The organism is Isoptericola jiangsuensis (assembly GCF_002563715.1).
GTDB classification, from domain to species: Bacteria; Actinomycetota; Actinomycetes; order Actinomycetales; family Cellulomonadaceae; genus Isoptericola; species Isoptericola jiangsuensis.
This window is the reverse complement of the sequence record NZ_PDJJ01000001.1, coordinates 1,645,559-1,658,183: the sequence shown is the minus strand read 5'-3', so window position 1 is coordinate 1,658,183 and position 12,625 is coordinate 1,645,559. Positions and strand designations below refer to the sequence as shown.

The 12,625-nt window shown below is 76.4% G+C and carries 12 protein-coding genes; 4 read left to right on the top strand and 8 right to left on the bottom strand.

Going from position 1 to position 12,625, the window contains the following annotated elements; all coding sequences use genetic code 11:
• Positions 1-118 precede the first annotated feature (118 nt).
• Genes ATJ88_RS07515 through ATJ88_RS07505 form a run of 3 tightly spaced genes read left to right on the top strand, consistent with a single transcriptional unit; the run spans position 119 to position 4,793 of the window.
• Positions 119-1,174: an AAA family ATPase gene (locus ATJ88_RS07515; protein WP_098463291.1), complete on the top strand. Its 1,056-nt coding sequence runs from the start codon at positions 119-121 to the stop codon at positions 1,172-1,174.
• Positions 1,171-2,490, top strand: a complete 1,320-nt coding sequence (locus tag ATJ88_RS07510; protein WP_098463290.1) for a DUF58 domain-containing protein — start codon at positions 1,171-1,173, stop codon at positions 2,488-2,490. Before ATJ88_RS07515 ends, ATJ88_RS07510 begins: the two co-directional genes overlap by 4 nt.
• Positions 2,487-4,793 (top strand): transglutaminaseTgpA domain-containing protein, encoded by a 2,307-nt coding sequence (locus tag ATJ88_RS07505; protein WP_098463289.1) that lies wholly within the window; start codon positions 2,487-2,489, stop codon positions 4,791-4,793. Before ATJ88_RS07510 ends, ATJ88_RS07505 begins: the two co-directional genes overlap by 4 nt.
• 187 nt (positions 4,794-4,980) lie before the next feature.
• Here the strand turns inward: ATJ88_RS07505 and ATJ88_RS07500 are convergent, their stop codons facing one another.
• Genes ATJ88_RS07500 through ATJ88_RS07490 form a run of 3 tightly spaced genes read right to left on the bottom strand, consistent with a single transcriptional unit; the run spans position 4,981 to position 7,098 of the window.
• On the bottom strand, positions 4,981-5,391 hold the full coding sequence (locus ATJ88_RS07500; RefSeq protein ID WP_098463288.1) for a DUF3040 domain-containing protein: 411 nt from the start codon (positions 5,389-5,391) through the stop codon (positions 4,981-4,983).
• 37 nt (positions 5,392-5,428) lie between these two features.
• Positions 5,429-6,691, bottom strand: coding sequence for a DNA polymerase IV (locus ATJ88_RS07495; protein WP_098463287.1), 1,263 nt, complete (start codon positions 6,689-6,691; stop codon positions 5,429-5,431).
• A complete protein-coding gene (locus ATJ88_RS07490) occupies positions 6,688-7,098 on the bottom strand; it encodes an SAV_6107 family HEPN domain-containing protein (RefSeq protein WP_245852211.1) in 411 nt (136 codons plus the stop codon). Before ATJ88_RS07490 ends, ATJ88_RS07495 begins: the two co-directional genes overlap by 4 nt.
• Before the next feature lie 119 nt (positions 7,099-7,217).
• On the opposite strand from ATJ88_RS07490, the gene ATJ88_RS18320 reads away from it, so the two are divergent.
• Positions 7,218-8,132 (top strand): spermidine synthase, encoded by a 915-nt coding sequence (locus ATJ88_RS18320; protein ID WP_098463285.1) that lies wholly within the window; start codon positions 7,218-7,220, stop codon positions 8,130-8,132.
• A 108-nt stretch (positions 8,133-8,240) separates the two neighbouring features.
• Here the strand turns inward: ATJ88_RS18320 and ATJ88_RS07480 are convergent, their stop codons facing one another.
• From ATJ88_RS07480 to ATJ88_RS07460, 5 genes are all read right to left on the bottom strand, one after another.
• On the bottom strand, positions 8,241-8,444 hold the full coding sequence (locus ATJ88_RS07480; RefSeq protein ID WP_098463284.1) for a cold-shock protein: 204 nt from the start codon (positions 8,442-8,444) through the stop codon (positions 8,241-8,243).
• Positions 8,445-8,637: 193 nt separating this feature from the next.
• Positions 8,638-9,561: a proteasome assembly chaperone family protein gene (locus tag ATJ88_RS07475; protein ID WP_098463283.1), complete on the bottom strand. Its 924-nt coding sequence runs from the start codon at positions 9,559-9,561 to the stop codon at positions 8,638-8,640.
• A gap of 85 nt (positions 9,562-9,646) precedes the next feature.
• A complete protein-coding gene (locus tag ATJ88_RS07470) occupies positions 9,647-10,090 on the bottom strand; it encodes a response regulator (protein ID WP_098465193.1) in 444 nt (147 codons plus the stop codon).
• A 10-nt stretch (positions 10,091-10,100) separates the two neighbouring features.
• Positions 10,101-11,270 (bottom strand): sensor histidine kinase, encoded by a 1,170-nt coding sequence (locus ATJ88_RS07465; protein ID WP_245852209.1) that lies wholly within the window; start codon positions 11,268-11,270, stop codon positions 10,101-10,103.
• Positions 11,267-12,586, bottom strand: a complete 1,320-nt coding sequence (locus ATJ88_RS07460) for a PP2C family protein-serine/threonine phosphatase (protein ID WP_098463282.1) — start codon at positions 12,584-12,586, stop codon at positions 11,267-11,269. Before ATJ88_RS07460 ends, ATJ88_RS07465 begins: the two co-directional genes overlap by 4 nt.
• Between the last annotated feature and the right edge of the window lie 39 nt (positions 12,587-12,625).

Below are 12,625 nucleotides of genomic sequence, written 5' to 3'. Positions count from 1 at the left end.
CGCCGCCCCGGTGGAGCGTGGTGGAGGGCCACGGCGCGCGCCGTCGCCGCACGCAGGGTGTGACGTGACCCACTAGGCTTCACGCGTCACGTCCTGTCACCTGCGGAGGCACGCTTCGATGCAGCCCGACCACGCCCCTGGATCCGTGCGGGACGCCGCACCCGGCACCGACCCCCGGGACGCGCTGCGCGACGGCCTGGGCGAGCTCGTCGCCACCACCGACCGGGTCCGGCACGCCATCGAGTCCGTGCTGCACGGGCGGCCCGACCTCGCCCGCCTCACCGTCGCCGTCCTCCTCGCGGGCGGGCACCTGCTCGTGGAGGACGTCCCCGGCGTCGGCAAGACCACGCTGGCCAAGGCCGTGGCCCGCAGCATCGACTGCCGCGTCGGCCGCGTGCAGTTCACCCCCGACCTGCTGCCCAGCGACCTCACCGGCGTGAACGTGTACCGGACCACGACCGGCGAGTTCGAGTTCCGGCCGGGGCCCGTGTTCAACAACGTCGTCATCGGCGACGAGATCAACCGCGCCTCGCCCAAGACGCAGTCGGCGCTGCTGGAGTGTATGGAGGAGGGGCACGTCACCGTCGACGGGACCACCCACCCGCTGCCGAGGCCGTTCCTCGTCGTGGCCACGCAGAACCCCGTCGAGATGGAGGGCACGTACCCGCTGCCCGAGGCGCAGCGGGACCGGTTCGCCGCCCGCCTGTCCGTCGGCTACCCCTCGACGGCCGCCGAGCTCGCGATGCTCGACTCGCACGCCCTGGTCGACCCGATCGACCGCCTCGAGCCCGTCACCACTGCGGAGGTCATGACGCGGCTCGCGGGCTGGGTGCGGGCCGTGCACGCCTCCAACGCCGTGAAGCAGTACGTCGTCGACCTCGTCGGCGCGACGCGCGACCACGAGGGGCTGCGGCTCGGCGCCTCGCCCCGCGCGTCCCTGCAGCTCCTGCGCGTCGCGCGGGCGCACGCCGCGATGTCGGGCCGCCTGCACGTCCTGCCCGACGACGTCCAGGCGCTCGCCGTGCCCGTGCTGGCCCACCGCCTCGTGCTGTCCACCGAGTCCCGCCTCACCGGCCGCACCGAGGTGCAGGTCGTCGAGGACGTCCTCGCCCGCACCCCGGTGCCCGCCGGCGGCGCCGGGCACGCACCCGCCGCGGGCGGCCGGCGGGCATGAGGCCGCGGGCCCTGACCCCGCTGCGGCGCCTCGCCGCCGTCCGCCCGACCGCGCGCGGCGGCGGCCTGCTCGGCGCCGGCGGCGTGCTGGCGGCCGTCGGCGTCGTGCTGGACCTGCCGGACCTCGTGGGGCTCGGCGCCGCCGGGGTGCTCGTCGTCCTGGTCGCCTGGGCGTCGCTGGCGTGGCAGCACCTGGACTCCGGTCGCGGCGCGCTCGACGTCACCCGGTCCGTCGACCCGCACCCCGTGGTCGCGGGGAGCACCGCCACGACCGCCCTGCGGGTCGCGGTGCGCCACCGCACCGGCGCGGCGTTCGAGCGTCTCGCCCGGCTGCGCCTGTCCGAGCAGGCCGCCCACGAGCTCGCCGGGACCACCGGCATCCGCGCGCACGTCCGGTCCGCGCCGGACCGCATCGACGTGACCTACCAGCTCACCCCGGTCCGCCGCGGCCGCTGGGGGCTCGGACCGGTCCTGACCACGCGCACCGACGTGTTCGGGCTGGTGCGCACCACCCAGCCGCTCGGCGTCACCACCCGCGTCGCGGTCTGGCCGCGCACCACCGCGCTGTCCGTGCGCGCCCCCGCACTCGGCGACCTCGACCGCGCCGCGACCGGCGCCCGGCTGTCCGCCACCGACGACACCGTGCTGCGCGAGTACGTCGCGGGCGACGACCCGCGCCGCGTGCACTGGGCGGCCTCCGCCCGGCAGGGCCACCTCATCGTGCGGGCCGACGAGGGCGCCGGGTTCCGCCCCGTCACCGTGCTGCTCGACCGGGCGCTGCTCGCGCCGGCTCCCGAGGACCGCCCCGGCGCCCGTCCGGCCTCGCACCAGGCCGTCGAGGACGGCGAGTGGGCGGTGTCGCTGGCCGCGTCGGTCGCCGTGTCGTTCCTCGAGGCCGGGCACCCGACCCGCCTGGTCGCGACGACCACCGCCCCCGAGCGCACCGAGCACACCGCCGGCGCCCGCGCCGGGCGGGCCCGCCTCCTCGACGCCACCGTCGACCTCACCGGCATCGGCGGGGACGCCGTGCGCGCCCTGACCCGCACCGTGCAGGTCGTGCGTGCCGGCCGCTCCCAGTCCGAGATCACCGTGGCCGTCGTCGGTCCCCTCGACCAGGCCGGACGGCACGCCCTCGCCTCGCTCGGCGCCGACGGCGTCTGCTGGGCCGTCCTCGTCGTCCCGCGCGGCACCGGGATGCGCCACGACGTCACGCCGACGGCGGACGCCCTGCGTGCGGCCGGCTGGCGCGTCGCCACCTGCCCGCCCGGCACCGACCCGTCCCTCGCCTGGTCGGCGCTCACCGGGAGGGTCGCATGATCCCCGCGCACGCCGGCCCCCTGGCCCGCGTCGTCGCCGCCGCCGTCCTGGTGGCGGTGGCCGTCGGCGCCTCGATGCTGGCGCTCACCACCGTCGTCCTGCCGGGTCCGTGGGTCCGTGAGGGCCTGGTCGGCGTGGCGGTCGTCGCCGCGACCACGTGCGCGGTCCGCTGCGTCCTCGACTCGCGGGCCCGGCGGCGGGGCGAGGCGGGCGGCGGTGCCGTGCTGCCGACCCTCGCGGGGGTCGTCGTCACCGGCTGGTTCCTGCTGTCCCGGTACGGCTCGCCCACCTCCGACCCGGACCTCGTCGTCGGTCCCGAGCACGCGGAGCGGCTCGTCGCCCGGCTCGGCGAGGCGGGCGAGATCGTGCGCGCGGAGGTCGCGCCCGTGCCCGGCACGCTCCCCCTGGCCCTGCTCGTGGTGGGCGGTGCCCTGGCCGTGCTGCTGCTCGCCGACCTCCTCGTCGGCGGGCTGCACTGGCACGCCGCCGCCGGCCTGCCCCTGCTGGCCCTGTGGGCACCGCCGCTCGTCCTGGTCGGGGACGTGCCGCGCGCCGTCTTCGTGGTCGTCGTGGCCGCCCTGCTGCTGCTCCTCACCGTGCCCCCGCCGCGCACGGCGCCCGCGACCCGACCGCCGGGCGCCGTCCGGCGCGCCGAGCGCTCCCGCGCCGTGCTGACCTCGGCCACCGCGGTCGTCGTGGCGCTCGTCGCCGGGGCCGTGGCGAGCGCCTCCTCCGCCCTGCCCGGCTATGCGGGCGCCTGGTACCAGGCGTTCACCACCTCCGGCGACGCGATCCAGCTCGCCGAGGACCTCGACGTCCTGGGCAGCCTCACCGAGAGGTCGGGCGAGGTCGTCCTGACCTACACCGCGCCCGAGGAGGGCGTCGGCCCGCTGCGCACCTACACGGCGTCCGCGTTCGACGGCCGGCGCTGGCAGCGCGGCGACGAGCGTGCCGGCGAGGCCTTCGCCCCCGACGACCTCCTGTGGCCCGAGGACCTGGACGCGCGCGGCCTGGACGCCCCTCGCTCCGTCACCGTCACCGTGGGCTCCCTGCGCGAGGACCAGCTGCCCGTCGCCGTCGAGCCCCGCGCCGTCACCGTCGACGGCACGTGGGGCTACGACCCCGTCCGCGACGAGGTCGTCGGCGACCGCACCGACCCCGCCGCCAGCTACACGCTCACGGTGCGGGCCCGCGAGCTCGGACCCGACCGGCTCCGCGAGGCCGGGGCCGGCACCGCCGTGGACGCCTACCTGGAGGTCCCCGCCACCGAGCACGCCGACGATGTCGCGGACCTCGCGCGCGAGGTCGTGGGCGACGCGGGCACGGCGTACGACCAGGCCGTGGTGCTCCAGCGGTGGCTGCGCGACCCGTCACGGTTCACCTACGCCACCGAGCTCCCCCGCGGCGGCACCGGTGACCCCGTGTGGGACTTCCTGCAGCACCGGACCGGCTACTGCGTCCAGTTCGCCACCACGATGACGGTGATGGCGCGCACGCTCGGGATCCCCGCGCGGCTCGGCGTCGGGTTCCTGCCCGGCGAGGCCGTCGAGGCGCCCACGCAGGACGACGACACGCAGGTGTTCCAGGTCACCGGTCAGGACTCCCACGCCTGGCCCGAGCTGTACTTCGCGGGCGTCGGATGGGTGCGGTTCGAGCCGACGCCGTCCGTGCAGACCGGTCCGCCGCCCGAGTACACGGAGCCGGCCCGCGGGGACGCCGCGCCCGGCGCGTCGCCCCAGCCGGTCCCCACCGGGGTGCAGGAGGTGCCGCCCACCCGGGCGGCGACCGAGCCGACCCCGACGGGGTCGGCGGCCGCCACCGCACCGACGACGTCCCGGAACCCGGAGCGGCCGTGGGTCGTCGGCGGCGTCGTCGCGGTCGTGGTCCTCGCGGCGGCGGGCGCCGCGCTGCTCCTGACCCGGCGACGCCGGGCCGACGGCCCGCCCGACGCCGAGGAGGCCTGGGGCCGGGTCGTGCGGTCGCTGGCCCGGGACGGCATCCACCTCCCGCCGGCGACGACACCGCGGCAGGCGCCCCAGGCCGTGGTCGACGCCGTCGTCGCCGCGCGGGGCGACCGGCCGTCCGCCGAGGTGCGGGACGGGCTGGAACGGCTCAGCTCCGCCGTGGAGGACGCCCGCTACGCGCCGCCGCCCGCCCCGCACGTCGAGGACGGGACCGAGGTCGAGCCCGAGGAGGTCGACCTCGGGGAGATCGCCGACGCCGTCGTCGACGCTCTCGCCCAGGGCGGGTCGGCCCGGCGCGGCCCGCGCGCCTGGCTCGGACGGCTGCTGCGTCGCTCCTGACCGGACGGGGCTCAGTGCCTGCTCTGCCTGCTCGACCGCACCGCGGTGACGGGCAGCGCACGGGCCGCCCGACTCGTGACGGCCGGTCCCGGAGGTACGCGGAACGGCCGCCACCCCTCGGGTGGCGGCCGTTCCGCGTGGTCTGACCCGCCGCGCCGGTCCTCGTCGGTCGGCGCGGTGGGCGAGGTCAGCGGTCCTGCTGGCGGCGCTTGTCCCAGCGCTCCTCGAGGCGGTTCATGAAGCCGCCGCTGCTCTTGGCCTTCGCCGGGCGGTGCGGGGCGGAGGTGTGCCCGTGCGGCGCGACGCTGCCGTCGGGTCGCACCGTGCCCTGCGGCCCCCGCGACCGCGGCGCGGCGAACGCCGTGGCCACACCCGCGAACATGAGGGCGAACCCGACCACGCCGAGCCACGTCTGCTGCGTGGCGACGCCGACGACCAGCAGGAGCAGACCGAGCACCACGCCGATCCCGGCGAGGACGAAACGCAGCGGTGAACGGCGACGTGACCGCTGGAGCGTGGTGGCCAGCCGGGGGTCGTCGCTCTCCAGCGCGCGCTCCATCTGCTCCAGCACGCGCTGCTCGTACTCCGACAGAGGCATCGGGCCCCCCGATCTCGCTGTGGCTACTGACGTCCTCCTAGGATATGCCCGCGGCGCCCCTGGCGGTAGTCGAGGACGGGTGTGACGAGGCCCCCAGCCCGATCGCGCCGTGGCCGAACCGCTCCCGCACCGCGTCGACCGCCACCTCGGCGTCCCGGCGGGCGGTCGGGCGGGGGTCGTCGACGTCGAAGATGCTGGGCTGCGTGGCCAGCGTCGAGCGTTCGCGCAGGTTCTCCCCGCGCACCCCGACGAGCCGCACCGGCAGACCCCGCAGGTCGACCGCGCCGAGGAGGTCCCGCGCGGTCGCGTAGAGCTCCTGGGCGACGTCCGTGGGCACGGGCAGGGTCCGGGAACGCGTCAGCGTGCGGAAGTCGCTGGTGCGCACCTTGAGGGCCACCGTGCGGGCCACCACCCCGTGGCGTCGCATCCGGCCGGCGACCCGGTCGCTCAGCGCGCGCAGGCGGCGCGCGACCTCGTCGAGGTCGCGCACGTCCTGCTCGAACGTCGACTCGGCGCCGACGGAGCGCTCCGCCCGGCCCGCGACGACAGGGCGCGGGTCACGGCCCCACGCCAGGTCGTGCAGATGGGCACCGGTCACCGGGCCGACCGCGGCGCGCAGCACGTCGACGTCGGTGTCGGCCAGCTCGGCGACGGTGGTGACGCCCCACCGGGCGAGCACCTGCTCGGTCTTCTCCCCCACGCCCCACAGCGCCCCCACCGGCAGCGAGCGGAGGAAGTCGACGGTGGCGTCGCGCGGGACCAGCAGGAGCCCGTCCGGCTTGGCGTGGGTCGAGGCGAGCTTCGCGACGAGCTTGTTGCGGCCGATGCCGACCGAGCAGGTGATGCCGTGCTCCGCGCGGACGCGCTCGCGCAGGGCGGCGCCGATCTCGCTGGGCAGACCGAGCCGGCGGCGCGCGCCGGTCACGTCGAGGAAGGCCTCGTCGACGGAGACCTGCTCCACCACGGCCGTGACCTCGCCCAGGATCTCCATCACCCCCCGGGACACGTCCCGGTACGCCGCGTGGTCGGGTCGCACGACGACCGCCTGGGGGCACCGGGCCAGCGCGTGGGACATCGGCATCGCGGAGCGCACGCCGAACGCACGGGCCTCGTAGGTCGCGGCGAGCACGACGCCGCGCTCCCTCCCGCCGACGATCACCGGCAGGCCCCGCAGCTCGGGCCGGCGCGCGAGCTCCACCGAGGCGAAGAACGCGTCCATGTCCACGTGCAGGACCCCGGCGCCCTCCTCGTCGGAGCCCCAGTCGCGCCGGGCGGACTCGGCCCGGGGGCCGCGGCTCATGAGGCCGCGGACCTCGCCACCGACGCAGGGGCGGCGAAGCCGGCCTGCGGGTCGACCCGCAGACCGACCTCGTCACGGAAGTCCTCGGCGCAGGCCAGCAGCTCGTCCGCCCGGACCGCGGGCACGTCGGCGGACCGTCCGGCGTCGACCGCCGAGCGCAGCCGGGCGCCCGACGCGAAGTAGACGCTCCAGGCCGCCAGCTCCGGCTCCACCCGGGACAGCAGCTCCCACACCGGACGCGCCCGACCCCGGGCGACGGCGCCGTCGTGGAGCGCCACGACCGCCGCGGCGGACCGCAGGGCGGCCAGGTGGGCGTGGACGAACCGGTCGCCCGGGTCGGTCGCCTGCACGGCCGCGGCCAGCTCGGCGTCGGCGCGGGCCAGCAACCGCTGGACCCGCTCGGGCACCGGGGCCCCACCTCGGTACGGCATCTCCCACCTCCTGCCGGGGCACCACGGCCCCGCCGGTCCATCGTCGAACACCTGTTCGATCCTGTCAAGGTCGCGGGGCACGAGAGGATGGACCCATGGCCCGACGCGCTCGCAGCACCCGCCAGGACCGATCGTCCTCGCCGGCACCGACACTGCCCGAGGGCGACGTCCCCGTCGACACCGGCACCGCCCGCGTCGAGACCGACCCCGACGCCCCGCGCCGGGTGACGCTGCACGTCAACGGCGTGCCGAGCTCCTGCCTCGACCTGGACGACCCCGGCTTCCTCGCGTTCGAGTACCTCCAGCAGATGGCGGCCGTCGTCGAGCTGCTCCCGCCGGGCCCGGTGCGCGCCGTCCACCTCGGCGCCGCCGGCTGCGCCCTGCCGCGCCAGGTCGAGCACGCCCGCCCGGGCTCGCGCCAGCTCGGCGTCGACGTCGACGCCCGGCTCCTCACGCTGGTGCGCGAGTGGTTCGACCTGCCGCGGTCCCCCGCGCTGCGGCTGCGCGCCGGTGACGCCGCCGCCGTGCTGGCGACGCTCCCCGCGGGCCGCGCCGACGTCGTCGTGCGGGACGCCTTCGCGGGCGACGCGACGCCCGCGCACCTCACCGGCACCGCCTTCGCGGCGGCGTGCGCGGCCGCGCTGCGTCCCGGCGGCCTGGTCCTCGCGAACTGCGCGGACCGGCCCCCGCTGACCACCGTGCGGCGCGAGGCGGCGTCCTTCGCGCAGGCCCTGGGGCCCGGTGCCGTGGCGCAGGGCCGGCTCGCGGTCGTCGCCGAGCCCGGCGTCCTCAAGGGTCGCCGCTACGGCAACGTCGTGCTGGCGGGCGTCACGCCCGTCCCCGAGCGACCGGACCCGCGCGGGTCGGACGACCCGGCGGACGACCCCGGCACGGTCGACCTGCTCGACGTGCGCCTCGGGCGGGCGCTGCGGTCCCTGGCGGTCCCCGTCACGCTGCTCGCCGGTGCCGAGCTCGCCCGGTTCGTGGGCACGGCCCAGCCCCTGCCGTGACCTCGCCCCGGGTCCGACCCGCGGACGCCCGGGCCACGGGACGACCGGGCCCGGGAACGCCGCAGGCCGCCCCCGGGGCGCCGGGAGCGGCCTGCGGTGCGGCTCACGTCAGAGCGGGACGACCTGCTCCGCCTGCGGACCCTTCGGGCCCTGCGTGATCTCGAACTCGACCGCCTGACCCTCCTCGAGGGTGCGGTAGCCCTGGGACTGGATCGCCGAGTAGTGGACGAAGACGTCGGCACCGCCGCCGTCCTGGGCGATGAACCCGTAGCCCTTCTCGGAGTTGAACCACTTCACTGAACCCTGCGCCATGCTGATCCTTCGGTGCTCCGTACGGTGCGCGGGAGGACACGGCGCCCTCCCGCCGTCGCACCGCGACGTCGACGCAGGTCCGTGCGCGCGCCGCCGGTGCAACGGCGCCAGTGTGGCACGCGCCACGTCGCATTGCACGGAAGACGCCCGGACGTCGCGGGGCGCCCGGCGTGCGGCGCGGGTCCCGACCGGGTCAGTCGTCCTCGCGCTGGGCCAGGAACCGCTCGAACTCGGCGCCCAGCTCGTCCGCCGTCGGCAGCGGACCCTCCTGTGCGAGCAGGTCCGGGCGGCCCACCGAACGGGTGAACGCGTCGTACTGCTCCTCGAGACGGCGCACCACGGCGGCGACCTCCTCGTTCTCGGCCACGAGCTCGGCGACCTCCGTGCGCGCCTGCGCGGCCGGCTCGGCCAGCAGGCCGGTGTCCAGGGCGAGCCCCGTCGCCTTCTCCACGTGCTCCAGGCCCACCACGGCCGCCGGGACGTACCGCGACTGCGCCAGGTAGTGCGGCACGTGCACCGTGATGCCCATCGCGTCGTGCTCGGTCGCCCCGAGGCGGTGCTCCAGCAGCGCCGCGAACGAGCCCGGGACCTGGACCCGGCCGAAGAACGACGTGTAGTCCTCCACCAGGCCCTCCCGCGTCGCGTGCGCCGTCAGCGACAGCGGCCGCGTGTGCGGCACGCCCATCGGGATGCCGTGCAGACCGATCGTCAGGGACACGTCGAGCCGCTCGACCAGAGAGCGCACCGCCGCGACGGCCCGCTCCCACTGCAGGTCCGGCTCCGTGCCGTGCAGCAGCAGGAACCCCGTGCCCTCGGCGTCCGCCAGGTGGTCGACCACCAGCGACGGCGCGTCGTAGGTCGCCCAGCGGTCGGCGTCGAACGTCATCACCGGTCGCAGCGACCGGTAATCCACGAGCTGGTCCGCGTCGAACGTCGCCAGCCGCGTCGCGGAGAACCGCTCCAGCAGGTGGTCCGCGGCGATCTCACCGGCGCTGCCCGCGTCGACGAACCCCCGCAGCGCGTGCAGGAGCACGGGCCCCGGCCCGGCGGACGCCGCACCCAGCGTGCGCTCCACGGCCTCGCCGTCGACGTCGATGATCCCCTGGGGGTCCAGCACCGTTCCTCCTCGTTCGCCCTGCGCGGGGCGGACACCCCGTGGTCGCGACAACCACGCCGGGCCCGTGGATCATCCCGGCCGGTGCTCACCGGTGCGGGAGCCGCACCACCGAGACGAAGAAGTCGTCGATCTGCTGCACGACCCGGATGAACCGCTCGAAGTCGACCGGCTTCGTCACGTACGCGTTGGCGTGCAGGGAGTACGAGCGCAGCACGTCCTCCTCCGCCTCCGACGTCGTCAGCACCACCACCGGGATGTGCCGCAGGGCAGGGTCGCCCTTGACCTCGGCGAGCACCTCCCGGCCGTCCATGCGCGGCAGGTTGAGGTCCAGCAGGATGAGGTCCGGCGTCGGGCGGTCCGCGTGCTCCCCCTCGCGGCGCAGGAACTCCAGCGCGCTCACGCCGTCGGAGACCACCCACAGGCGGTTGGCGACCTTGTGCTCCTCGAACGCCTCCCGCGTCATGAGCACGTCGCCCGGGTCGTCCTCCACCAGGAGGACCTCGATGCCGGCCTGCTGCTGCTGGGTCATGGCCACCACCCTATGCGGCGGGGAGGGTCCAGCGGACGGTCGTGCCCGGCCCCGTCGAGGACTCCACCCACACCCGCCCGCCGTGGTGCTCCACGACACGCTTGACCAGGGCGAGCCCGATCCCCGTGCCCGTGTAGACCTCCTTGGGGTGCAGCCGCTGGAAGATCACGAAGACCCGTTCGGCGTACTGCGGGTCGATGCCGATGCCGTTGTCGGTGCACGACACCTCCCACAGGTCGCCCGCCGGCCCCTCGGTGCGCACCGCGGTCAGGTGCACCTGCGGCGGCCGGTCCGGGTGCGCGAACTTCAGCGCGTTCCCCACGACGTTCGTCAGCAGCATGGCCAGGAGCCCCCGGTCGCCCGACACCACCGGCAGCGGGTCGTGCGTGATGGTGGCGCCGCGGTCGGTGGCGCGCTCCTCCAGGTCGTGCAGGACCCCGGCGAGCACGTCCTCCAGCGGGACCGGCTCCGGCGGACGCCCCGAGCGGCCCACGCGCGAGAAGCTCAGCAGGTCCTGGATGAGCCGCTGCATGCGGTGGGCACCGTCCACGGCGAACGCGATGTACTGGTCCGCCCGGTCGTCGAGCTGGTTGCCGTACCGCTTCTGGAGGAGCTGCGTGAAGCTGGCGACCTTGCGCAGGGGCTCCTGCAGGTCGTGGGACGCGACGTAGGCGAACTGCTCCAGGTCACGGTTGGAGCGCTCGAGCTCCGCGGCCTGGCGGCGCAGCCGGTCGTGCGCCTCCTCGACCTCCTGGTGCGCGGCCCGCGCGTCCTCCACCTGCGCGACCAGCTCGCGTCGCATCTGCTCGACGTCCTGCGCCAGCGACGCCACCTCGCCCGAGCCCACCGCGGGGATCTCGTGGCCGTGGTCGCCCGTGCTGGCCGCCCGCACCTCGTGCGCCAGCCGCGCCAGCGGCACGGAGATCTCCTGGCGCAGGAGCCGCCACACCAGCAGCCCGAGCACCGCCATCGCGATCGCGAGCACCGCGACCACCACGAGCAGCGCCTCGTTCCACAGCCGCACCGCCTCGAGGGCGTCGACGTCCGCGTTCGCCGTCAGCAGCCTCAGCGACCCGACGGTCGCCACGACCGCCACGACCACCAGCGCCACGAGGACGGCGGCGGCCGCGCCGAGCCGGCGCCTGACGCGGTCCAGCGGCGACCTCGGTGGCCGGCTCACCGCGCCCACTCCGCGGAGTCCGCCAGCATCGCGGACCGCTCGCCCACCACGTCGACCGCGCCCGTCCAGCCGACGACCAGCATGGCCGCGTCGTCGACCAGCGGCCCGCCGTGCAGGGCACGCACCCGGTGCAGCACCCGCTCGACGACGCCCACGAAGCCCTCGCGGTCCAGCTCGTCCTGCACGACGGCGCCGAGCCCGGCGACCCCCAGCCGCTCCGAGGTCCGTCGTCCCGCCCGGCCCGCCCCGGCGTCGTGCAGCGCGGCCTCGACGACGCCGTCGGTGTACATGACGACCGCGAACGGGCCGTCCATCGTCAGGCGCTGCGCCGTCCAGCCGCCCGGGACGGGGATGCCGAGGGCACGGCCCCGGCTGGTCGGCACCACCGGGTCGCAGCGCACCGCCCCGACGGGCCCGGTGAGCAGCATGGGCGCCGGGTGCCCGGCCAGGTGGACGTCGACGGTGCGGCGGTCCGCGCTCACGTGGACCTGGCAGAGGGTGACGAAGATGTCGGGGCTGGCGCGCTCGGTCAGCAGCACCCGCTCCAGGTGCCCGGGGACGTCCTGCGGCGGGGTCCCCGTCAGGACGAGGGTGCGCCAGGCCGTGCGCAGCGTCGCACCGAGGGCCGCCTCGTCCGGACCGTGCCCCGCGACGTCCCCGACGACCGACAGCACCGAGCCGTCCGCCCGCTGCACCGTGTCGAAGAAGTCGCCGCCCAGCAGGCCGCCGCCGCCGGGCAGGTAGCCGACCATGATCGAGACCGTGGGGTCGTCCACCAGGGGCTTGGGCAGCAGGGCGCGCTCCAGGCGCGCGGTCTCCGCCGCGCGGACCTTGCTCCGGTAGAGCTCGCGCTGCTCGGCCAGCGAGCGCCGACGCTGCAGGGCGTACCGCAGCGACCGGCCCAGGAGGTCGGGCCCGGTCTCGCCCTTGACGAGGTAGTCGTCGGCACCGGCTCCGACGGCCTCGACGCCCTGGTCCACGCCGGAGTGCCCGGTGAGCACGACGAGCGCGGGCGGGAGGCCGTGCCGCTGGGTCGATCGCCGCAGCCGCTCGACCGCCGCCAGCCCGACGGCGTCGGGCAGACCGAGGTCGACCAGCAGGCAGTCCACGACCGCGCCGCTCTCCAGCTCGGCGGCGGCCTGCGCGACCGTGCGGACCCGGAGCAGCTCGACGGTGATCTCCGCGTCGGTGAGCAGCTCGCCCACGAGGAACGCGTCCCCGTCGTCGTCCTCCACCAGCAGGACGCGCGGGACGGCGGGCAGGTCGGGGCCGAACGGGCCGGCGCGCTCCGCGTTCGGTTCGTCGCCGCTGCTCATGGGCGCGATCCTATGCCCCACGACGTCCCTCGCGGGAGG

Coding starts and splice junctions, on each gene's coding strand:
- ATJ88_RS07470 (WP_098465193.1), bottom strand. CDS start 10,090: ATGACCCAGCAGCAGCAGGCCGGCATCGAGGTCCTCCTGGTGGAGGAC.
- ATJ88_RS07495 (WP_098463287.1), bottom strand. CDS start 6,691: ATGAGCCGCGGCCCCCGGGCCGAGTCCGCCCGGCGCGACTGGGGCTCC.
- ATJ88_RS07515 (WP_098463291.1), top strand. CDS start 119: ATGCAGCCCGACCACGCCCCTGGATCCGTGCGGGACGCCGCACCCGGC.
- ATJ88_RS07460 (WP_098463282.1), bottom strand. CDS start 12,586: ATGAGCAGCGGCGACGAACCGAACGCGGAGCGCGCCGGCCCGTTCGGC.
- ATJ88_RS07505 (WP_098463289.1), top strand. CDS start 2,487: ATGATCCCCGCGCACGCCGGCCCCCTGGCCCGCGTCGTCGCCGCCGCC.
- ATJ88_RS18320 (WP_098463285.1), top strand. CDS start 7,218: ATGGCCCGACGCGCTCGCAGCACCCGCCAGGACCGATCGTCCTCGCCG.
- ATJ88_RS07510 (WP_098463290.1), top strand. CDS start 1,171: ATGAGGCCGCGGGCCCTGACCCCGCTGCGGCGCCTCGCCGCCGTCCGC.
- ATJ88_RS07480 (WP_098463284.1), bottom strand. CDS start 8,444: ATGGCGCAGGGTTCAGTGAAGTGGTTCAACTCCGAGAAGGGCTACGGG.
- ATJ88_RS07500 (WP_098463288.1), bottom strand. CDS start 5,391: ATGCCTCTGTCGGAGTACGAGCAGCGCGTGCTGGAGCAGATGGAGCGC.